The following is a 20,855-nucleotide window of genomic DNA, read 5'->3' on the forward strand; positions in this document are numbered from 1 at the left end:
TCTTCCTGAGAGCGAGCCAATGCCCGACACCCTCCGACTGACGTCCCTCGCCCACGGCGGCGGCTGCGGCTGCAAGCTGGCGCCGGCGGTCCTGCAGGACATCATCGGGCGCACGCCGGCGCTGGGCGCGTTCCCGGATCTGCTGGTGGGCCCCGAGACGTCGGATGATGCGGCGGTCTGGCGATTGAACGACCGGCAGGCGTTGGTCGCGACCACCGACTTCTTCATGCCGGTCGTCGACGACCCCTTCGATTTCGGCCGGATCGCCGCGACCAATGCGCTGTCGGACGTCTACGCCATGGGCGGAACCCCGATTCTGGCGCTCGCCATCGTCGGGATGCCGGTGGACAAGCTATCGCCCGACGTCATCGGCCGCATTCTTTCCGGCGGGGCCTCGGTCTGCGCGGCGGCGGGCGTGCCCGTCGCCGGGGGGCACTCCATCGACAGCGTGGAGCCCATCTACGGCCTCGTCGCCCTTGGCCTCGTCCATCCCGACAAGGTGCTCGCGAACCGTTCGGCCCGGGCCGGCGACCTCCTGGTGCTCACCAAGGGGCTCGGCGTCGGGGTGCTCAGCAACGCTTTCAAGGCCGAGCGGCTCGACCCGGCCGGCTATGCGGCGCTGATCGAGAGCACCACGCAACTCAACACCCTGGGCCGGGAACTTCCGGATTTCGCCGGCGTCCACGCGGTCACCGACGTGACGGGGTTCGGACTGATCGGCCACGCGCTGGAGATGGCTCGAGGGTCCAGCCTCACGGCCGAGATCGTCGCCGACGCGCCGATCCTGCTGCCGGGGGTCGAGGACCTCGTGCGCGCCGGCGTTCGCACCGGCGCGTCCGCGCGCAACTGGGCGAGCTACGGCGCGTCCGTGGACGAGGCCGGCGTCGAGCCGTGGCGGCGGGACCTGCTGACCGATCCGCAGACCAGCGGCGGCTTGCTGATCGCCGTGGCGCCCGACGCGGCAGATGGCCTTCTGGCTCTGGCCAGGTCCCGCGGCTTCGACCGCTCCGCGATCGTCGGGCGACTGGTCGAGGGCGCGCCCAAAGTCCGGCTCGTCTAGCTCGCCCGCACCCGGTTCACGGCGTCCAGCCAGCGGGCATAGGCGAGTTCGCGCGGCTCATCGGCGAGCGCCGGCCGGTAGCCTTCAGTCTTCGGCCGGGCGTTCGCCGCCTCCTCCAACGTGGCGAACACCCCGGCGCCCAGGCCGGCGAACAGCGCAGCCCCCAGGGCCGTGGTCTCCTGGTAGGTGGCGCGGCAGACGGACACGCCCGTCAGGTCGGCGAGCCGCTGGCTGAACCAGGGGCTGCGCGACATGCCGCCGTCGATGCGCAGTTCGACCTGGCCCGCGAAGGCCTTCGGCGCATCGGCCCGCATCGCCTCGATCAGGTCGCGGGTCTGCAGCGCGCAGGCGTCGAAGGCGGCCCGCGCGATCTCCGCGCGGCCGGCGTCGCGTGTGAGGCCGAAGATCGCGCCCCGGGCGTTGGCGTCCCACCACGGCGCGCCCAGCCCCGTGAACGCCGGCACGAGCACCACCGGCAAGTCGTCGCGCGCGTCGATCGCGAGGCGCTCCGCCGCCTGCGGGCCGCCCTCGATCCCGAGACCTTCGCCCAACCATTGGATCGCCGCGCCGGCGATGAAGATGGCCCCCTCCAGCGCGTAGGTCGTCCGCCCGGCGACCCGCGCCGCCACCGTGGTGAGCAGCCGCGCCTCCGACACCGGCGCCGCCTCGCCCGTGTTCAGCAGCATGAAGCAGCCGGTGCCATAGGTGGCCTTCATCTCGCCGGGGCGGATGCATCCCTGCCCCATCAGCGCCGCCTGCTGGTCGCCGGCGACGCCGCGGATCGGGATCGACCCACCGAGGATCGCCGCGTCGGTCGCGCCGAAGTCGCCGGCGCAGTCGCGCACCTGCGGCAGGAGGCCCAGCGGGACGTCGAGCATCGCGCCCATCTCCGCCGACCAGTCGCTGGCGCGGATGTCGTAGAGCAGGGTGCGGGAGGCGTTGGTGGCGTCGGTCGCGTGGACCTCGCCCCCGGTCAACTTCCAGATCACCCAGGTGTCGATCGTGCCTGCCAGCAACTCGCCTGCGGCCGCCGCCGCCCGCGCGCCGGGCACGTGCGCCAGCAGCCAGGCCAGCTTGGTCCCGGAGAAATAAGGATCGAGGAGAAGGCCTGTGATCTCGGTCACACGCCGCTCATGACCCTCCTCCCGCAGGCGGGCGCACATCGGCTCGGTGCGGCGGTCCTGCCACACGATGGCATTGTGGATCGGGCGGCCCGTGGCCTTCTCCCACACGACCAAGGTTTCGCGTTGGTTGGTGATGCCGATGGCGGCGATATCGGCCAGCGTGCGCCCCGCCTTCTCGATCGCGGCCTTCATCACGGACACCGACGCCGCGAAGATCTCCTCCGCATCGTGTTCGACCCAGCCGTCCCGCGGGTAATGCTGCTCCAGCGGCGCGCCGGCCTCGGCCAGGGGCTGCCCATCGGCGCCGAACACGATGGCGCGGGTCGAGGTCGTGCCCTGGTCCAGGGCCAGGATCAGTGGCTGGTTCATCGCGTTCTCTTCCCTCTCGGCGCGCCTTGGGGCTTAAGCATGTCTTCACTCGGCAAGCCCAGAGTCGGATATAGCCGTGTTCGTACTGTAGAAATGGGAGATCCGGCGTTGAGCCTCGCGATGAGCAGCGAAAGCCTGCTCGATCTCGCAAAGAGCCGCCAGCCGGCCGACCGTGAACGCCTGCTCCTGGCGATCGCGGACCTTTGCGATTCGCCCCACGCGGGCGAGGCCATGAAGAGCGCGCCGATCCAGGCGCTGCTTTCGTCGATCTTCATGAGCCTGGTCGTCGAGGCCGAGCGCGACATCCGGCATCGCCTGTCCGAGAAGCTGGCGGCCGCCGAGTGGGCCCCAAACGCCCTCGTCAACGTGCTCGCGCTGGACGACATCGAGATCGCCCGGCCGATCATCTCGCAAAGCCCCGTCCTGAAAGAGGTCGACCTTGTCCGCCTGCTGGTGGAGGCCACGATCGAGCACCAGATCGAGGTGGCGCGACGGCCCCGCCTGACGCACGCCGTGGTGTCGGCGATCCTCGAACAGGGTGAGCCCGCCGTGCTGACCGCCTTGGCCGGCAACCACACCGCCGAACTGGCGCCCGCCGACATGGAGGACCTCGTCGAAGCGTCGCGCCAGATCGCGGCCCTTCGGACGCCGCTGTCGCAGCACCCGAAGCTCACGGGCCAGCTGGCGAAGCGCCTCTACCTCTGGGTGGGCCTGGCCCTGCGCCAAGGCCTGGCCGACCGCTTCCGCCTCGACGTCACCATCCTGGACGACGCCCTGGCCGCCTCGATGAACGAGGCGCAGAACGGCATGGCGCTGTCCGAGAGCCAGCCCCGTACCGCGCGCGAGGGGGAACGCGAGGTGATGGAGCAGCGGCTGGTCGACAAGCTCCACTCCGCGGGCCAGCTGCGCCCCGGCTACCTCATCCGCGCGCTGCGCGAGGGCCGCCTCGGCCTGTTCGCCAACTCGCTGGCGATTCTGGGCCGCTTCGACACGGACCATGTCCAGGCGACCCTGGACTCCGACCGGCCCGAACTGCTCGCCCTCGCCTGCGCCGCCGTGGGGATCGACCGCAGCGTCTTCCCCGACATTCTGGAGATGACGCGCAAGCTGAACGAGGGCCGCCCCGGCGGCGGCGCCGAAGGCGCACGCAAGGCCTCGGTGGCCTTCGCGCCGGTCTCCGCGGAGGTCGCCGGCGCCGCCTTCCGTCAGGCCGCTCAGGCCCTGTCACACGCCTGACTCAAACCGCCGTTTGACACGAAGCAGAGCTTCGTCATCTCTAGCGGCCGATGAAAAAGTCGTTCGTCACCCGCCTCACCTTCGTCGCCAGCAACCGGCCGGAGGCCCAGGAGTCGCGGGAGCGGCTGGTGGCGCGCTACGGCGACGCCGGCCTCGACGATGCCCAGGTCATTGTGGCGCTGGGCGGCGACGGGTTCATGCTCGAAACCGTCCACGAGCTGATGGGCTCCAGCAAGCCTATCTACGGCATGAACCGCGGCTCGGTCGGCTTCCTGATGAACGAGTTCTCGGAGGACGACCTGCTGGGACGGATCAATGCCGCCGAGCAGGCCGAGATCCACCCGCTGCGGATGCAGGCGGTGGACGTGGACGGCAAGACCCACGAGGCCCTGGCGTTCAACGAGGTCAGCCTGCTGCGCACGACGCGCCAGGCGGCGAAGCTGCGAATCTCGGTGGACGGCAAGGTCCGCCTGTCCGAGCTGATCTGCGACGGCGCCCTGATCTCCACGCCGATGGGCTCGACCGCCTACAACCTGTCGGCCCACGGACCGATCATCCCCCTCGACGCCAAGATCCTCGCGCTCACGCCCATCAGCGCGTTCCGGCCGCGCCGCTGGCGGGGCGCCCTGCTCTCGCACACCGCGCGCCTGCGCCTGGAGGTGCTGGAAGGCGAGAAGCGGCCCGTCAGCGCCGTGGCCGACAATTTCGAGGCCCCCAACGTCATGGAGGTCTACATCGCCGAGGACCGCGACGTTTCGCTCTGCATGCTGTTCGACGCCGGCCGCAGCCTGGAAGAGCGTGTTTTGGCGGAGCAATTCTCGGTCTGAACGGCCCCGCCGACACCCCTCATTAACGGGTTCACCTTAACCTCGCCGGGCGATCGTTCGGGAGAGTCACGTGAGCGAACCCAAGTCCGGCCAGATGATCCAGGCGCCCAGCGCCCTTCGCCTCAAGGTGGGCGGTGGTCGGCTCGGCGCCATCGATCCCGCCGCGATCGCCAAGGCCGAGGCGGCGCTGAAAAGCCTGTCGGGTAACTTCACCCAGTGGCTGAACGACGAGATCACCAAGCTCGAGAACGCGCGCCAGACGGTCCGGGCCGAGGGTCCGAGCCCCGAGAACATGGAAAGCCTGTACCTGCGCGCCCACGACCTGAAGGGTCTTGGCGCCACCTACGGCTTCCCGCTGATCACCCGCATCGCCGGCCTGCTGTGCCGCCTGATCGACGACAAGTCCAAGCGCCTGCAGGCGCCGGTGGGCCTGATCGACGCGCATATCGACGCCATCAAGGCGGCCGCCCGCGACGACATCAAGACCGAGGACCATCCCGTCGGCAAGATCCTGGTCCAGGAACTCGAAAGCCGTATCCGCGACTTCGGCGCCTAACCCAGGCTAGACCTTCATCGCGAGCTGCGTGCGCTCCATCGCCTCGGCGACGTCGCCATAGCCAGCGTCCGGCGGCAGCACGAGGAACCGGGCGCCGTCGCGCACCTCGACCTTCGGCAGCACCGGCACCAGCGTCCGGGCCTGAGCACGGGCGACACAGTCCTCGGCGCTCGACGCCTCGGCCAGCAGCTGCACGTTCATCCGCGTCGGGAAGATCACCGTGCGCTCGCCGGCGTCGGCGAGGCGGAGCACTTCGGTGGGCGCGACCCACTCCGCGTCCACCGCCTCGCGCCCGTCGGCGGCCGCCACCTGGTCGGCCGGCGCGCGCACGGCGTAGAACCATGTGTCGAAGCGTTTCGGCATCATGGTGGGGGTGATCCAGCGTGCGAACACCGCCAGGGCATCCAGGCGCAAGCGAACCCCCAGGTCGCGCACCACGTCGATGAAGGCCGCCTCCCCGTGGTCCACCGCCGAGCGCATGGCCGGGTCGCACACCTCGGCGAAGTCCGAACCGTCCAGCCCCTCGGCAAGCAGAATGCCCGCCTCCTCATAGGCTTCGCGGATGGCCGCGATCCGCAGGCCCCGCTGCTCGGCATCGAAGGCGTCCCAGCCCAGGCAATGGTCCGACCACGCCGGGTCGTCGTCGCCGGCGTGCGTCTTGCCGCCTGGAAACACCATGGCGCCCGACGCGAAGTCGATCTGGTGGTGACGCTTGACCATCAGGACCTGGAATTCCGGCGCGTCGCGCAGGAGCAGGATCGTGGCGGCAGGCTTGGTCTCGGCGGGTTGGGGCGCTTCGCTCATGCCGCCAGCTTGGGCCGCCAGCCGAACCCCGGCAAGGTCACCCGGCGGAAGCCTCAGGCGAGGAGGACGACGTCGCGTTCGGGGGCGGGGGGCGTCGCCAGACGGGCGTCCATGCGGGCCAGCAGATAGTCGACGTCCTCACGCGACGCCTGCTCCGGCTGAGTCAGGAAGCGCTGCAGCATGCGTTCCTGGAAGCGTTCCTGATCCTTGGCCCCACCGTCGAACTCCATGGAGTGATAGGTGTCGACGGCGGCCCGGAAGGCTGGGAACAGACGCGCGGGCAGCCCGGCCCGCTCGTAGATCGCACGCAGGCCCAGCGGCCCGGCGTCGTGGATCATCAGCCAGGTGCGATGGTGCGGCACGCCCGCCAGTTCTGCCACACCCCATTCGAAGAAGGTCATATGCCCGCTGGCCAGCGCGCGCAGGAGCAGCGAGGCGGTCAGCCGCCCCTCGGCGTTCAGGTGGGTGACCAGCGTGCGGACATCGGCCGCCTTGCCGGCCTGGTCCACCAGGTCGACGGTCGCGCGTTCCGTGACGCCGATCACGAGTTCCAGCGCCGTCTCGCCCGTGACGGCGTGATGCGTCACGAGGTGGTCGCGCACCTTCTCGGTGACGAGGCCGATCAGCCGTTCGGTGATCGAGAGCGGCAGCACGCTGCGATAGGCCATGGCCGCCAGGACGCGCTCGGACGTCTCGAAACGGTCGACGATCCGGTTCAGCCCGGCTTCGGAGAACTCGGCGCCCGGATTGGAGCAGGCCGCGGTCACGGCGCGCTCGCCGCCGTACTCGCCCAGGCTGTCCGTCACGGTCGCCGAGAGCTCCGGCCTCCGCGCGATCGCCACCTGGCGGACCGGACCGCCCAGCCGAACGATTTCGGCCAGATCGGCGTCCGTGAAGGCCGGCGAAAATGTCAGCAGCGGCAAACAGACGCTCTCGACGTCGCGCGACAGCTTCAGGGCAACGTCGCGCGGCACGACGTTGGAAGCTTGCAGGGTCTCGGCGATCGCCTTGCGCACCAGCTCGGCCGCATCGGCGGCCATCACCCGGAGGATGTCGGCGGCCAGCTCGCGATCCTCGGCGGACAGCGGCGCATGGTCCATGCTGTGGCAGAGCTTGCGGGCCGCCACGGCGCGTTCGTCCGGGGTCGCCCCCTTCACCAGCGTACGGATATCCTCATCCGTCAGCGCCGAGCGCGTCGTCGCCATCCCCGTCTCTCATCCCCGTCCGAAGCAGCTTCGGAGTCCCGCGATTCGACATTTGCCCGGCCAAGCTTAACGGGAGGTTGCCAACCGAATCTGTGGATTAAGGATTTCGCGTAACGGGCCGCCAACGGCTGGCGCCTAGCCTGGTCCCTCGCCTGCGAAGGGACCCATCCGTGGCCTCGACATCCGCCTTCGATCCACCCCTGGATCCGACTGTCACCGACCAGGGAATGAAGGCCCAGACCGCGCTGCTTCCCTATGCGCTACTGGCTTTTGGCATCTGCCTGCCGATCTTCGTTTGGGTCGGGGGACACGCCGCCAACGCCGCCTGGATGAGCCTGAACCTCGCCGGCTTCGCGATCGGCTGGGCCGCGCTCTATGGCGCGGTGAACTGGCTGAAGACGCCGGCTGCGGCCGATCTACGCAGGCGCGCCCGGGTCCATGTCCTTGCGGGCCTCGTGTGGGCTCTGACCATCGCCGGACTGGCGCTCTTCGCCCACTTCGCCGGGCCGGTGCGCGAGACGCTCCTCCTCCTTGCCCTGGCCGGCGCGCTCATCTGCACCGTCTTCACCGTGACCTGGCTGCCCAGCCTGCTGATCGTGGCGCCGGTGGCGCTGGCCGGCCCGTTGGTGGCGCTGTTCCTGCATCCCGAGGCGTTGGGCATGGCGCACCTGGCCCTCAGCGCCGCGGCCCTGGGACTGGCCCTCGCGCTCCTGGTCAACCGCATCCTGCGCACCCAGTTCGCCCTGGCCGCCGAACGCGAACTGTTGATCGCCGAGCGAGCCGAACAGGCCGAGGCCGCGCGCCGCCTCGCCCGATCCAAGTCCGACCTCGTCTCGACCCTGTCCGACGAAATCCGCCATGGGCTCACCGGGGTGGCTCACGTCCTGGCCTCCGCCGCCGGCCGTGGCCGCGTCGCGCCGTCGCGCCAGCAGATCACCGCCGCGCTGGACGCCGTGAACGAGTTGCTGGGCGTGCTGGACACCACGGTCGACGCCGAGAACGCCGAAGCGGGACGCCTGACGGTGGAAGCCCACCCCTTCGACCTCGTCGCCCTGGCCCGCGATCTTGTGCAGGCCAGCCGGCCGGGGGCGTCGGCCAAGGGGCTGGAGTTGTCCGTCCACCTGGACGACCGGCTGGCGGACGGTCAGGGCTGCGCCGTCGGCGACGCTGTCCGCGCCCGCCAGGTGCTGGGCGCCCTGGTCGCCAACGCTGTCAAGTTCACCATGCGCGGCCGCGTCGAGGTTCGCCTTTCGGTGCTGGGAGAGCGCATCGCCGCCGCGGTGGCCGACACGGGACCTGGCCTCGCGGAACATGAGCTCGCCGCCGCGCTTCGCCCGTTCGAACGGGTCGCCCGGACCAGCGCCGGCGCCGCGGGCGCGGGCCTCGGCCTGCCGCTGGCCGTCCGGCTCGCGCGCCTCATGGGCGGCGACGTGCGCGCCGAAAGCGCCGTCGGCCTGGGAAGCTGCTTCACGTTCGAGCTCCCCTACGACGCCGCCGCCCGGTTGCAGCAGCCGGCCCCGGCCCGGCCGCCTGCTCCGATCGAAGATCCGGGCCGGCGCCTGCGGATCCTGATGGTCGAGGGCGAAGCCCGCGCCGGGGCGATGCTGCGGGCGTGCCTGGAGCAACTGGGCCACCAGGTGGTCCACGCGGCGGATGGCGGGCGCGCCGTCGGCCTGGCCCGCATCTGCGACCTGGACCTGATGGTCGCCGACGGCGCGGCCACGGTCGCGGCGCTGCGGGCGCTGGACGGAGCCGCCTCCGTGACGCCGGTCATCGCCCTCATCAGCGGCGAGGCGGAGGACGCCGACGCGGCGCTCGCCGCCGGTTGCGACGCCCTGCTGCGCCGTCCGGTCGCCGTGCCCGCCGCCGCCCGGGCCATCGCCGAGGCGCTCCAGGCCGGGCGCCCCGCCAACGATCGCGCGAAGGTGGCGTAGGCGCCGCCCCGTCACCTCCGCTACGGTGCCCTCACGAACAGGAGGGAACGCGTGCTGCTCGAAGGTCTGAAGGTCGTCGACTTCTCCGCCTACATCGCCGGCCCCGGCGCGGCGGGCATCCTCGCCGACTGGGGCGCCTCGGTGATCAAGGTCGAGCGTCCGGGCGGCGACAACATGCGCCATGTCTTCGCCGACCTGGCCAACGACCTGGGCTCGAACCCGACGTTCGATCTCGACAATCGTGGCAAGCGCGGCGTGGTGCTCGACATCTCGAAGCCCGCTGGCCGCGAGGCGCTGGCCCGCTTGGCCGCCGAGGCCGACGTCTTCCTCACCAACGTCCGCCCGGTTTCGCTGAAGAAGCACGGGCTCGACGACGAGACCCTGCGCAAGGCCAATCCCCGGCTCGTCTATGCGGTGATCACCGGCTACGGCCTCGAGGGTCCCGAGGCGCACCTGCCCGGCTTCGACGTCACCGCCTTCTGGGCGCGCTCTGGCATCGGCTACATGACGGCCCCGAAGGGCGCCGAGCCGTTCCTGCGCACCTCGGGCGTGGGCGACCACTCGACCTCGCTGGCGACGGTCTCGGCAATCCTGGCGGCGCTCTACGAGCGCGAGCGCACGGGCAAGGGCCGGCTGGTCCAGACCTCGCTGCTGGCCTCCGGCGTCTATCTGATGGGCTCGGACCTGGCGGTGCAGCTCAAGTTCGGCCGCGTGGCCTCGGTGCGCCCGCGCGCCAACCCGATCAACGCGCTCTCCAACTACTATCAGAGCTCGGAGGGCCGCTGGTTCGTGCACAATCCGCGCGGCTCGGGCGGCGGTTGGGAGAAGTTCTGCGAAGCCGCGGGCCGGCCCGAACTGGTCGCCGACGAGCGCTTCGCCACCGGCAAGGCGCGCCGCCAGAACGCCGCCCAGCTCTCGGCGGAACTCGACGCGGGGTTCGCCGCCCTGCCGTTCGACGAGATCGCCCGCCGGCTGGATGCCGCCGACCTGGTCTGGGCGCCGCTGCAAACCCCGGGCGAGGTAGCTCAAGATCCGCAGGTCGCCGCGGCCGGAGCCTTCGTCGAGGTGGAGGACGGCCAGGGCGGGACCTATCGCTCGCCCGCCGCCCCCGCGCGCTTCCCGGGCGCCGACGCGACGCGCCTTCCGCCGGCGCCGAAGCTGGGCCAGCACACCCGCGAGGTCCTGGCCGAGGCGGGGTATGGCGAGGCGGAGATCGAGGCGATGTTCGCCGACGGCGCGGCGGCCTAACTCTCGCGGCTGTCCGAAAGCATCCGCAGCATCTCGCTGGTGAACAGCGAACCCGTGAGGCGGCTGCCGATCCCGGCCTGGTCGGCCGGCTGCGAGCCCTTGAGGATCATGGCCACCAGGGCCTCCTGCTCGCGCTGGCGCGAGGCCCGGCGCGTGGAGGCGTACTGGATGAAGCCGCCGTCCACCGGATCGGCGGCTTCCTGGGCCGGCCGATCGATGGCGAGGCCGCTGCCGCCGTTCCGGGTCAGGTTGGCATAGACCTCGCCCACCGTGGCGGCGCGGCCGTCGCGATAGAAGATGGTCTTGTTGGCGCGGGCGGCGTCCGGGAACAGCGAAGCGGCGGACGCGCCCGGTTGGCTTTCCGCCGCGCGGATCAGCTTGGCCGAGCCGGCCGGGCCGAGGAAGTGGGCTACGTAGAGTTCGCCCGAGGTCGGCTCGCGGCCGACCCGGCCCTTCAGGTACGCCGCATGATCCGCGGCCATCTCGCCGGCCATCAGCGAGGCGGCGTGGGGGTCCAGCTTCAGGTCCATGACGGCGCGACGCGCCTCCCCGTCGGCGACGCGGTAGCGCCCGTCCGAACCCTTGGTGATCAGGTCGGCGTAGCGGGCATAGCCGTGCTTGGAGCCATGCTGCTTCAAGGTGGACAGCCACGTCTGGTCGACGAACTGGAAGAGCCCGGCGGCCGATGAGGTGGAGGCTCGGGCGCGCGGGTTGAAGCTGCTCTCGCGGCCCGCAGTCTTCATCAGGAATCCGAAATCCACCCCCGTCGCCTGGGAGGCGCGTTGGATGGCGGCTTCGACGATGCCCCGGATTCCCTGGACGGCCATGCGCCAGTGGTCGCCGATCATGGTTAACGCTCAGCTAACCCTGTTAACGAAGCGTCGTGCGGGCGTCCGCCGTCGCCACATTACTGCTGTAATTTCTGAGTGCATTACGCCTGTAAATCACTTGGAGCCCGCCATGGTCATCCGCCAACCCACGCCCTTCGACTTCGTCGCCCCGCGGCGGCGCATGTCGCGCACCACGAGCCTGGTCGTCGCCGCCTCCCTGAGCCTGCATGCCCTCGTGGCGGCCTACCTCGCCATGATGCAATTCGCGCCGCCAAAGCCGGCGGTGACGCCCGAAGATCCGCCGGTGATCGTCGACCTCGTGCCCAAGAAGGTGGAGCCGCCGCCCCCGCCGCCGGAGTCCCCGCCCCGGCGCGTCGTCTCGCCGCGCCCGCCAATCCTCACCGATGTCCCGATCCCGGTTACGCCGACGCCCCTTCCGCCGGTGATCGAGCCTCTCCCCACGCCAGGGCCGGTGACCGTCACCCCGCCGCAACCCATCGCGCCGCCCACCCCCGATCCGGTCATCCGCAACCCGACATGGGTGAGCCGCCCCAACGGCGCGGACATGGCGCGGTTCTACCCGGACCGGGCCGTGCGCATGGAGGTAGAGGGCCGCGCGGTGATCTCGTGCGAGGTCACGGACGCCGGGGCGGTTTCGGCCTGCCGCCTCATCTCGGAGACGCCGGACGACATGGGGTTCGGCGCCGCGGCGCTGAAACTCGCGAGGTACTTCCGCATGAGCCCGCAGACCGTGGACGGCCGCGCGGTGGGCGGGGCGCAGGTCGCGATCCCGATCGCATTCAGGCTGCCGAAGTGACGCGCCGTCTGGGCCTGCCCTAGTAGCTTTTCGGCAGGCCCAGCACGCGCTCGGCGATGTAGTTCAGGATCATCTCGCGGCTGACCGGGGCGATGCGGGCGATCATGGATTCGCGGAAGTAGCGCTCCACGTCGAACTCCTTGGCGTAGCCCATTCCGCCGTGCGCCAGCACCGCCGCCTCGCAGGCCTTGAAGCCCGCCTCGCCGCCCAGGAACTTGGCCGCGTTGGCCTCGGCGCCGCACTCGCGCCCGGCGTCGAACAGAGCCGCGGCCTTGAAGGCCATGAGGTTCGCCGCTTCCAGCTCGGCCCAGGCCCTGGCCAGCGGATGCGCCACCCCCTGGTTCTGGCCGATGGGCCGGCCGAACACTACCCGCTCCTTGGCATAGCCCGCCGCCCGCTTCAGCGCCGCGCGGCCCAGGCCCACGGCCTCGGCGCCGATCAGCACCCGCTCGGGGTTCAGCCCCTCCAGCAGGTAGTAGAAGCCCCGCCCCTCCTCGCCGACTAGGTCCCCGGCCGGCACGTGCAGGTCGTCGATGAAGACGGCGTTCGATTCCACCGCCTTGCGGCCCATCTTCGGGATCGGCGTGGCCTCGATCCGGCTGCGGTCGAAGTCGGTGTAGAACAGGCTCAGCCCCTCGGTCGGCCGCTTCACCTCCTCCTTCGGCGTGGTGCGCGCGATGATCAGCATCTTGGTCGCGCGCTGGGCGTTCGTGGTCCACATCTTCCGGCCGCGGATGACGTAGCCGTCGTTGGTCCGCGTGGCCCGGGTCGTCAGGCTGGTGGTGTCGAGCCCCGCGTCGGGCTCCGTCACCGCGAAGCAGGTCCGATCCTCGCCGGCGATGATGCGGGGGATGGCCGCCTTCCGCTGGGCCTCCGTGCCGAACTTCACCACCGGCATCAGGCCGAAGATGTTGAGGTGCATGGCGCTGGCGCCGGAGAAGCCCGCCCCGCTCTCGGCCACCGCCTGCATCACGATCGCCGCCTCGGTCAGGCCCAGGCCCGATCCGCCAAATTCGGTCGGCATCGCCACGCCCAGCCAGCCCGCCTGCGCCATGGCCGCAACGAAGGCCTCGGGAAACGCGCCGCTCTCGTCGGTCTTCCGCCAGTAGGCCGCATCGAAGCCCTCGCAGAGGCGGACCACCGCATCGCGGATCGCCTGCTGCTCGTCCGAGAACCAGAAGCCGTTCATGCTCACCCCCGAAAGCGCGCCGGATCCAGCCGCGCGGCATGGGGGCCGGGATCACGCCCCGTCACGCAAGCGGCGATCGCCTGGGCGACCAGCGGCGCCAGCAGCCACCCATTGCGGCGCGAACCGACGGCCAGCATCACGCCCGGCGCCGCGCCCGGCCCAACCATCGGCAGTCCGTCCGCCGTGGCCGCCCGCACGCCCGCCGCCATCTGAATCGGAGCTCCGCGCAGCCCTGGAAACAGACGCAATCCCGCGGCCAGCAGCGGCTTGGCCTTGTCCTCCTCCACGGTCACGTCGGCGCGGCCGGGCTCCATGGTGGCTCCGAACGCCATGCCCGAACCCGGAGCGGCGTAGACACCCTCCCCGCGGACCGTGACGCCCGCGGACTGCGCCGCGACGCGGACGATGTGACCCTTGATCGGCGAGAGCGCCGAAAGCTCCGGCGCGATATCCCTCAAGCCTTCCGTCGCCCCAGTCGCGATCACCAGGACATCGGCGTCGCCGCGCTCGCGTACGACCCGGCGCTCGAACCGCACCCCTGCCGCGGCCGCCGCATTGGCCAGGGCCCCCATGGCGGTTGGCGCATCGATCCGCCAGTCCTCGCGGCTCAGCAGCGCCACGTCGACGGCTTCCGACAGCCCCGGCGCCAGGCCGCGCGCGGTGTCGCCGCCGATCTCGGCGGGCCGCATCTGCAGTGCGCCAAAGCCCGCCGCCACCTTCTCCAGCCAAGGCTCATCGCCCACCGCCAGCGCACCGGACCGCTCCAGCACCACCCCAGCCCGCTGGGCCAGCCCCGGCCACAGGTCGCGGGCCGCCATCAGCAGGTCCAGATGTGGGCGCGCGCATTCGTCCAGCACCGCCTCGAACGCCGGCGCGATCATGCCGGCCGCGACGCTCGAAGCGTTGGGCCCGCCGGGGTCGCAGACCGTCACCCGACAGCCGGCCTCGGCCAAGACCAGGGCGGTCGTCAGGCCCAGCACGCCGGCGCCGGCGACGGTGACTCGGGGCGCGTTCGTCATCCGCCTAACGAGCCGTCGCCCACAAGAAAAGCAAGCCCTGGAACCTCGACCGCAGCGGCGGGTTCACTGGCCCGAACCGTTTCCCCGAGGGAGAGCACCATGGCCACCACCCAAGCCGCGTCCAGCAAGTCCAAATCGTCGTCCGGCGTGACGAAGACCGGAAAGGCGTCCGCGCGCCCCGACGACGCCGTCAGCCTGCTGATGGCCGATCACCGCGAAGCGGAAGACCTGTTCAAGCAGTACGAGAAGGCCAAGGAAGACGCGAAGAAGAAGCAGGCCATCGCCTTGAAGGTCATCGCCGCGCTGCGCGTCCACATGGTTCTGGAGGAAGACATCTTCTATCCGGCCTCCCGGCCCTTCGTGGACGAACAGGACACCGTCAACGAAGCCGAGGTCGAGCATGCCTCGGCCAAGTCGCTGATGGACCAGATCGAAGCCATGTCGCCCGACGATGACTATTACGACGCCAAGGTGAAGGTGCTGAGCGAGTTGATCGAGCACCACGTCGAGGAAGAGGAAACCGAGTACTTCCCCGAACTTCGGAAGTCCGAAATGGACCTCAAGGCGCTCGGCGAGGAGATGAAGGCGCGCAAGGCCGAGCTGGCGCCGAAGGCCAACTGAGCCGGCGATGGCCGAAGCCCTCGATCCGGCCATCCCGGACGATATCGAGCGCCTCGCCCATGAGGTGCTGCAGGCCGCCTGCGACCGTGAGCTGATGCTGGCCACGGCGGAAAGCTGCACCGGCGGCCTGCTCGCCTCGCTCCTCACCGACATCCCGGGCAAGAGCCACGCCTTCGAGCGTGGCCTCGTCACCTACACCGACGACTCCAAGCATGAACTGCTGGGCGTTCCGCGCGCCGTCCTGGCAGAGGACGGCGCGGTCTCGGAAGCTTGCGCCCGCGCCATGGCGGAAGGCGCGATCGCCGCGTCCCGCGCGCATCTCGCGGTCTCGATCACCGGTTTCGCCGAGGGACCGCAGGCGGGCTTGGTGCACGTCGCCTGCGCCCGTAAAGGCGGAGAGACCCGCCACCGCCTCGCCCGCTTTGGCGACATCGGTCGTGCGCGGGTCAGGATCAGCGCCCTCCGCGCCAGCCTGCGGCTTTTCGCCGAGGCTCTGGAAGATCTGGCGAAGGCCGCCTGAGCTATCCGATTGCGGGCAGGCCCCGCGCCTTCTAGCCTCCCCTCCAAAGCTCAGCCGTGTTTCGCGCACGACGCAATCGCGCAATGGACGCGCACGCGGAACGCTATAGAAGCGGCGGTATGTTATCGGGGGTAACTCGGTACGGTCTCGGGGGAAACTCAGTTGATACGCGACTTCCTGGTCTGGCTGGCCACGCAGGTCGGCAAGGGTCCCGGCGAATACGATCCGTCATGGAGCGAGGCCCTCGCCAGCACGCTGAACGTCTGGGGCCTGCTCGAAGGCACCCACGTCCTGTCGCTGATGTTGTTCGCCGGCACCATCTTCCTGGTGGACTTCCGGCTGCTGGGCTGGGGCTTTCGCAAGACGCCGGTCTCGGTCATCAGCGATCGCGTGCTTCCGCTGACCGTCTTCGGCTTCTTCCTCATGGTGGTGACAGGCGTCTTACTTTTCTATGCCAAGCCTTTGCTTTATTACCATAATCTCTGGTTCCGCCTGAAGTTGATCTTCCTGGCGATCGCCGTGATCAACATCTTCGTCTTCCACTACAAGGTGCAGAAGGACCGCGACGCCTGGGACAGCGCGCCCCGACCGCCCGGCAAGGCGCGACTCTCGGCCGCCGTCTCGATCATCTCCTGGATCACGGTCATCACCTTCGGCCGCTTCATCGCCTACGACTGGTACGAGTGCGGCAAGCCGCTCCCGCACTGGGCCAACTTGGCCCAGGAATGCGCCGCCTCCGAACGGGGCGCCATCGACCTCACGGAGCTGACGAAGTGATCGCGCCTCAGGACATCTTTCCCGCCATCGGCCCCTGGGTCGGCACGCTCGACGAGACGTTTCCTGGCGCCCAGATCAAGCCGTACTTCGCCCAGTGGGAAGTGCTGCACATCCTGTCGCTGGCCTTGCTGGGCGGCGCCAGCATCCTGCTGAACCTGCGCCTCATCGGCTCGGGCCTTACCGATGAAAGCCCGTCCGAGGTGCGCCGGGGCGTGCTGCCCTGGCTGAACCTGGGGGTGATCGGCGTGCTCGTGACCGGCATCCTGATCGGCACGTCGAATCCGGAGCGGCTCTACACCTCCGAAGCCTTCACCGCGAAGATGCTCGGCCTCGCCGCCGCGCTGATCCTGACCTACGGCGTCGCCCTGCCCGCCGCCAAGCTGGACGGCCGGCTCAGCCGCGGCGCCGGCGTCGCGGCCGCCATCGGCCTGGCGCTCTTCGGCCTGTGCGTGGGCGTGTTCGCGGTCGCCAAGCTGGTGAACCCCGGCCTCTGGCACGTGATCATCGCCGCATCGCTGATCGTGCTCTTCGTGACGCGCGGCCTGACGCGGATCGTCTACCTGGTCGGCCTCCTGGGCCTGATGGCGGCCCAGCTCGCCATCCACCACCTGATCTACAAGCCCGACGACTACGCGCACCTCGATCCCGCCAACAAGGTGCTGATCCTGGTCTATCTGGCCTGGATCCTGGCCGCCGCCGCGGTGCAGATCGTCAGCACCGGACGCAGCCAGACCGGCGGGGGCCCCGCCGTGAAGGCCCTGGCGTACGCGGCGATCCTGGTCTGGGTAGCGACGGCCGCGGCGGGCCGCTGGATCGCGTTCGCCTAGCGACCGTCGGCGGCGCCGCGGGCGATGAGGCTCACCAGGCCCGCCGCGAGCGCCGCCGCCGCGCCCAGCGCGAGGCCGATCCTCGGCGCGACGTCCAAGGCAGATACGTCGAACAGCAGGGCCATCGATGCCGCGCCCGCGGCTTGGCCCGATAGCCGCGCGATTCCCTGCATCCCGCCGGCGGCGCTGCTCCGGTCGCGGGGCGCGGATTGAAACAGGCTGCGATTGTTCGGCACGTTGAACAGGCCGAACCCAACGCCGCAGAGGATGCTGCAGGCGCTGAGCGCGAGCGGCCCTGCCTGCAGAGGCAGGGCGGCGCCCGCGGCCAGGCCACCGGCCAGGACGACGCCACCCGTAAGGCACAGCAGCGCCGGAGATATCCGGTTCGCCAACCGGCCGGCCAGGGGGCCGGCCACCGCCACGGCGAGCGGCCATGCGGCGAGGCAGAGGCCCGCGACCACCGGCGTGAGGCCGAGGGCGTGCTGGAAGTGGAAGGGCAGCGCGATCACCGCGGCGCCCTGGGCCATGAAACAAAGCACCGACGCGATGGCCGGGATACGGAAGGACCGATTGCGCAGCAGGTCCACGGGAACGAGCGGCGAGGCCCGGCGCGAATCCCGCGTCACCAGTACGGCGGCGTAGGCCGCGGCGCCGACGAACAGGACCGTGGCGAGCACCGGCTGGGCCGGAGCCAACTGGGCTCCGATCACCAGCGCGCCGAAGGTGCAGGCGCTGAGCGCGACGCTGACCAGGTCCACCGGCCGTCCCGTCCCACCCGCGCTTGGAAGAGCTCTCGAGGCGAGCAGCACGGCGATCGCGATCGGCAGGTTCACCACGAACAGCCACGGCCACGACCCCAGCGAAAGGATCGCCGCGCCCAGCGTCGGCCCGGCGGCCGACGACAGGGCGACAGCCAGCGCATTCCAGCCGATGGCCGCTCCAAGCCGTTCCTTCGGCACGATGAAGCGCAGGAGCGCGACGCCCAGCGCCATGACGGCCGCCCCGCCGAGCCCCTGGACGAAGCGCGCCGCGGTCAGGATCTCAAGCGAGGGCGATAGCGCGCAGAGCACGGACCCCACGGTGAAGAGCCCGGCCCCCGCCGCGAATACCCGCCGGTAGCCGAAGCTCTCGCCCAAGGCCGCGGCGGGCAACAGCGCCGTGATGAGGCCGAGTTGATAGGCCGTCACCACCCGGACAACCGCGGCCGGGGTCACCCCGAGCGCCGCGCCGATCGTAGGCAGGGCGACGTTGGCGATCGCGGCGTCGAGCACAACCACGACCATCGCCGCGAGCACCGAGGCGGTGGCCAGCGCCCGGCGCGCTCCGACCAGGCCCTCCGAATCCACGGCTGGCGCGAGGGCAAGCGCGGTCACGGCGTCGCCCCGCCCCAGAAGCCGTCCCGCTGGACGTAGCGCGTCACCCGGCGCTCGACCTGATCCTCTCGTTTGAGGTCGCGTTCGGTAAACCGGAAGAGCACGGCGGGACCGGCGATGCACAGGGTGTCGTGGATGTCCCCGGGCAGGTAGACCTGCGCCATGCCGGGCCTCACCAGCGTGGCGTTGCGCTTGACGAGCCTTACCCCGCCTCCGGGCGCCTCGACCCGACCATAGGTCCCCATCTCGCTTTCGCCCTGTTGGACGGCGTAGACGACCCAGCTCCGACCGTGGTCGTGCGGCGGACGATAGAGGCCCGCCGGCTCCACATGGGCGAGGAGCACGAAGCCGTGCGCGGGGTCGCGGTAGAGTTCGCGGCTGGCCGGCCGGTCCGGGTGCAGTTCCATCAGCCAGGGTTCGTCCGGCGACGCCTGGGCCAGCGCCTCCAAGTGCAGCCGGCTCGTCTCCGCCAGCTCGCTCGTCAGCGGCCCCCAAGTCGAACTCAGGGCGGCCATCGACTCTTCAAGTGTGCTCTTCGCCATCGCATTCCTCGCTTCCGCCGGCGTGCAGCCGGGTCTCGCAATGAAGCTAGGGTGGCGTAGGACATGGCGGAATACGCAACGATTGCAGGTTACCCGTGCGTCTGACGCCATATATGCTAGAGTTGGCGGATGTCGGGTCCTGACCTCAACCTGCTCGTCGTCCTGGACGTCCTGCTCGAGGAGGGCAGCGTCGCGGGCGCGTCTCGCAGGCTGCGGCTCAGCCCCTCCGCGATGAGCCGCGCCCTCGCCCGGCTGCGTGAAACCACCGGAGACCCGCTGCTGGTTCGGGCGGGACGCGGCCTTGTCGCCACGCCGCGCGCGATCGAGTTGCGAGAGCGGGTCGGCGCACTTGTCGCCGAGGCGCAGGCTGTTCTTCGACCGGTCGAGGCGATCGACCTCACGACGCTGGAACGAACCTTCACCCTCCGCACCAGCGACGGCTTCGTGGAGAATTTCGGCCCGAGGCTGCTCGCGCGCGTCGGGGCGGAAGCGCCGGGGATCCGCCTGAACTTCCTCCAGAAGTCGGACAAGGACAGTGCGCCCCTAAGAGAGGGCCGGGTCGACCTCGAGACCGCTGTCGTCGAACCGTCGATGGGACCGGAGTTGCGCGCCCAGGCGCTCTTCCGCGACCGTCTCGTCGGCGCGGTCAGCGCCGATCATCCGCTGGCCGGCAAGCGCATCACCGCCCAGGCCTATGCGGACGCATCGCACGTCATCGTCTCGCGCAGCGGCTTCGACGAAGACGCGGTGGAGCGGCCCTTCCTACCGGACGGATTCCACCGACGGGCGGTCAGCGCGGTCAGCGGCTTCGCGACGGCCCTGGCGCTGGCCCGCAATTCCGATCTGGTCGCCACGGTCCCTGACCGTCACACGGCGGCGCTGCGCGAGGATATGTTCACCTTCCCGATCCCGCTGCGGACGGACGGCTTCACCGTTTCGATGGTCTGGCATCCGCGGCTCGACGCCGAGCCGGTCCACAGGTGGCTGCGCGCCTGCGTTCGTCAGGTCTGCGCCGCGAGCCCGGCGAGCGCGCCGGATGCCGCGCCAGGATGCCTCTCGCCCCAGCCCTGATGCCATTCGGGTTCACCCGCGTAGCGCTTGGCCAGGAAGTCCACGAAGGCCCGCACCTTGGCCGCCAGGTGCCGTGCGTGCGGATAGACCGCGTGCACATGGATCTCCTCGGGCTCGAAGTTGCAGAGGATGGGGACCAGCCGCCCCGCGCGCAGGTCGTCCGCCGCGGCGAACGCCGGCGTCCGCACGATGCCGAAACCCTTCACCGCCGCCTCTACGCAGGCCTCGGCCCCATTGAACCGAAGACGCCCCTGCACGCGCACCTCGTGGGCGTCGCCCTTGCGGCCGAAGCGCCAGAGGGTGGCGTCACGCGCGTTCGTGTCGAGGATGGCCTCGTGCTTCGCCACCTCCTCCAGCGTCAGTGGCGTCCCCGCGCCGGCGAGATAGTCAGGTGAGGCGCAGGTGATCATCCGCACCGCGGCCAGCCTGCGCGCCACCAGCGAACTGTCCGTCAGGTGTCCGATGCGCACGGCCACGTCGAAGCCTTCCTCCACCAGGTTCACCATCCGGTCGGAGAAGACCACATCGAGCGACACCGCCAGGCAGCCGGTGGCGAATTCCAGCAGGGCCGGCGTGAGCTGGTTCTTCCCGAACGAGACCGGCGCGGAGATCTTCAGGTTGCCCGACGGGCCACTCTGGTCCTTCACCGAGGTCTCGAGCGCGTCGAACTGCTCGATCAGGTCGCGAGCCCGCTCCAGGTAGGCCTGCCCCGTATCGGTCAGCGAGACGTCGCGGGTCGTCCGGTTCAGCAACCGCGCGCCCAGACGGTTTTCCAGCCGCGCGACCAGCTTGGAAATCTGCGCGCCGGAAACGTCCAGCTTGCGCGCGCCCTGCGTGAAGCTGCGCGCCTCCGCCACCGCGGCGAAGGCTCGGATCTCATCGATGCGGTCCATGGGGATTGTTTCC

21 protein-coding genes are annotated in these 20,855 nt (G+C 70.4%); 12 read left to right on the forward strand and 9 right to left on the reverse strand.

Annotation, left to right across the window (positions count from 1 at the left end; all coding sequences use genetic code 11):
- The first annotated feature begins 19 nt into the window (after positions 1–19).
- The gene (gene selD, locus ACODSY_RS22330; RefSeq protein WP_488954096.1) at positions 20–1,060 is read left to right on the forward strand and encodes a selenide, water dikinase SelD; all 1,041 of its coding nucleotides are present in this window, start codon (positions 20–22) and stop codon (positions 1,058–1,060) included.
- On the opposite strand, the gene glpK is transcribed toward selD, so the two are convergent.
- Positions 1,057–2,553, reverse strand: a complete 1,497-nt coding sequence (glpK, locus tag ACODSY_RS22335; protein WP_488954097.1) for a glycerol kinase GlpK — start codon at positions 2,551–2,553, stop codon at positions 1,057–1,059. The genes selD and glpK overlap by 4 nt on opposite strands.
- Positions 2,554–2,673: 120 nt before the next feature.
- Here glpK and ACODSY_RS22340 point away from each other — a divergent pair, with 120 nt between their 5' ends.
- From ACODSY_RS22340 to ACODSY_RS22350, 3 genes are all read left to right on the forward strand, one after another.
- Positions 2,674–3,789 carry a DUF2336 domain-containing protein gene (locus ACODSY_RS22340; RefSeq protein WP_488954098.1) on the forward strand — a complete coding sequence of 372 codons (1,116 nt, stop codon included), beginning with the start codon at positions 2,674–2,676 and terminating at the stop codon, positions 3,787–3,789.
- Positions 3,790–3,839: 50 nt separating this feature from the next.
- Entirely contained in the window at positions 3,840–4,616 is a 777-nt protein-coding gene (locus tag ACODSY_RS22345; protein WP_488954100.1) for an NAD kinase, read from the forward strand.
- A gap of 94 nt (positions 4,617–4,710) precedes the next feature.
- A complete protein-coding gene (locus ACODSY_RS22350; protein ID WP_488954195.1) occupies positions 4,711–5,172 on the forward strand; it encodes an Hpt domain-containing protein in 462 nt (153 codons plus the stop codon).
- Between the two features lie 6 nt (positions 5,173–5,178).
- On the opposite strand, the gene ACODSY_RS22355 is transcribed toward ACODSY_RS22350, so the two are convergent.
- Both ACODSY_RS22355 and spbR read right to left on the reverse strand, forming a co-directional pair.
- On the reverse strand, positions 5,179–5,976 hold the full coding sequence (locus tag ACODSY_RS22355) for an NUDIX hydrolase (RefSeq protein ID WP_488954102.1): 798 nt from the start codon (positions 5,974–5,976) through the stop codon (positions 5,179–5,181).
- A 53-nt stretch (positions 5,977–6,029) separates the two neighbouring features.
- On the reverse strand, positions 6,030–7,181 hold the full coding sequence (gene spbR / locus ACODSY_RS22360; protein WP_488954103.1) for a SpbR family protein: 1,152 nt from the start codon (positions 7,179–7,181) through the stop codon (positions 6,030–6,032).
- A 170-nt stretch (positions 7,182–7,351) separates the two neighbouring features.
- Here spbR and ACODSY_RS22365 point away from each other — a divergent pair, with 170 nt between their 5' ends.
- Together ACODSY_RS22365 and ACODSY_RS22370 are read left to right on the forward strand one after the other, a co-directional pair.
- Positions 7,352–9,115 (forward strand): ATP-binding response regulator, encoded by a 1,764-nt coding sequence (locus tag ACODSY_RS22365; protein WP_488954104.1) that lies wholly within the window; start codon positions 7,352–7,354, stop codon positions 9,113–9,115.
- 51 nt (positions 9,116–9,166) lie between these two features.
- Positions 9,167–10,363, forward strand: a complete 1,197-nt coding sequence (locus ACODSY_RS22370) for a CaiB/BaiF CoA transferase family protein (protein WP_488954105.1) — start codon at positions 9,167–9,169, stop codon at positions 10,361–10,363.
- Here the strand turns inward: ACODSY_RS22370 and ACODSY_RS22375 are convergent.
- Complete coding sequence (locus ACODSY_RS22375; RefSeq protein ID WP_488954106.1) at positions 10,360–11,211, reverse strand: transglycosylase SLT domain-containing protein; 852 nt, start codon at positions 11,209–11,211, stop codon at positions 10,360–10,362. The genes ACODSY_RS22370 and ACODSY_RS22375 overlap by 4 nt on opposite strands.
- Positions 11,212–11,323: 112 nt before the next feature.
- On the opposite strand from ACODSY_RS22375, the gene ACODSY_RS22380 reads away from it, so the two are divergent.
- Positions 11,324–12,010 (forward strand): TonB family protein, encoded by a 687-nt coding sequence (locus ACODSY_RS22380; protein WP_488954107.1) that lies wholly within the window; start codon positions 11,324–11,326, stop codon positions 12,008–12,010.
- A gap of 19 nt (positions 12,011–12,029) precedes the next feature.
- Here ACODSY_RS22380 and ACODSY_RS22385 read toward each other — a convergent pair whose 3' ends face one another.
- Both ACODSY_RS22385 and ACODSY_RS22390 read right to left on the reverse strand, forming a co-directional pair.
- A complete protein-coding gene (locus tag ACODSY_RS22385) occupies positions 12,030–13,199 on the reverse strand; it encodes an acyl-CoA dehydrogenase family protein (RefSeq protein ID WP_488954108.1) in 1,170 nt (389 codons plus the stop codon).
- A gap of 2 nt (positions 13,200–13,201) precedes the next feature.
- The gene (locus tag ACODSY_RS22390) at positions 13,202–14,218 is read right to left on the reverse strand and encodes an NAD(P)/FAD-dependent oxidoreductase (protein ID WP_488954110.1); all 1,017 of its coding nucleotides are present in this window, start codon (positions 14,216–14,218) and stop codon (positions 13,202–13,204) included.
- 99 nt (positions 14,219–14,317) lie between these two features.
- Between ACODSY_RS22390 and ACODSY_RS22395 the strand changes: the two genes are divergently transcribed.
- The 4 genes from ACODSY_RS22395 to ACODSY_RS22410 all read left to right on the forward strand — a co-directional run bounded on the left by ACODSY_RS22395 (position 14,318) and on the right by ACODSY_RS22410 (position 16,963).
- Positions 14,318–14,839: a hemerythrin domain-containing protein gene (locus tag ACODSY_RS22395; RefSeq protein WP_488954111.1), complete on the forward strand. Its 522-nt coding sequence runs from the start codon at positions 14,318–14,320 to the stop codon at positions 14,837–14,839.
- Between the two features lie 7 nt (positions 14,840–14,846).
- A complete protein-coding gene (locus tag ACODSY_RS22400) occupies positions 14,847–15,359 on the forward strand; it encodes a CinA family protein (protein ID WP_488954112.1) in 513 nt (170 codons plus the stop codon).
- A gap of 162 nt (positions 15,360–15,521) precedes the next feature.
- Complete coding sequence (locus ACODSY_RS22405) at positions 15,522–16,136, forward strand: DUF6644 family protein (protein WP_488954113.1); 615 nt, start codon at positions 15,522–15,524, stop codon at positions 16,134–16,136.
- Entirely contained in the window at positions 16,133–16,963 is an 831-nt protein-coding gene (locus ACODSY_RS22410) for a DUF6644 family protein (RefSeq protein WP_488954114.1), read from the forward strand. The genes ACODSY_RS22405 and ACODSY_RS22410 overlap by 4 nt, the downstream gene beginning before the upstream one ends.
- Here ACODSY_RS22410 and ACODSY_RS22415 read toward each other — a convergent pair.
- Together ACODSY_RS22415 and ACODSY_RS22420 are read right to left on the reverse strand one after the other, a co-directional pair.
- Positions 16,960–18,336 (reverse strand): MFS transporter, encoded by a 1,377-nt coding sequence (locus ACODSY_RS22415; protein WP_488954115.1) that lies wholly within the window; start codon positions 18,334–18,336, stop codon positions 16,960–16,962. The two genes, ACODSY_RS22410 and ACODSY_RS22415, sit on opposite strands and share 4 nt — an antisense overlap.
- Complete coding sequence (locus ACODSY_RS22420) at positions 18,333–18,878, reverse strand: hypothetical protein (RefSeq protein WP_488954116.1); 546 nt, start codon at positions 18,876–18,878, stop codon at positions 18,333–18,335. Before ACODSY_RS22420 ends, ACODSY_RS22415 begins: the two co-directional genes overlap by 4 nt.
- Positions 18,879–19,007: 129 nt before the next feature.
- Here ACODSY_RS22420 and ACODSY_RS22425 point away from each other — a divergent pair, with 129 nt between their 5' ends.
- A complete protein-coding gene (locus tag ACODSY_RS22425; RefSeq protein ID WP_488954117.1) occupies positions 19,008–19,949 on the forward strand; it encodes a LysR family transcriptional regulator in 942 nt (313 codons plus the stop codon).
- Here ACODSY_RS22425 and ACODSY_RS22430 read toward each other — a convergent pair.
- On the reverse strand, positions 19,880–20,842 hold the full coding sequence (locus tag ACODSY_RS22430; protein ID WP_488954118.1) for a LysR family transcriptional regulator: 963 nt from the start codon (positions 20,840–20,842) through the stop codon (positions 19,880–19,882). The genes ACODSY_RS22425 and ACODSY_RS22430 overlap by 70 nt on opposite strands.
- Between the last annotated feature and the right edge of the window lie 13 nt (positions 20,843–20,855).

Source organism: Phenylobacterium sp. FG114, assembly GCF_057809855.1.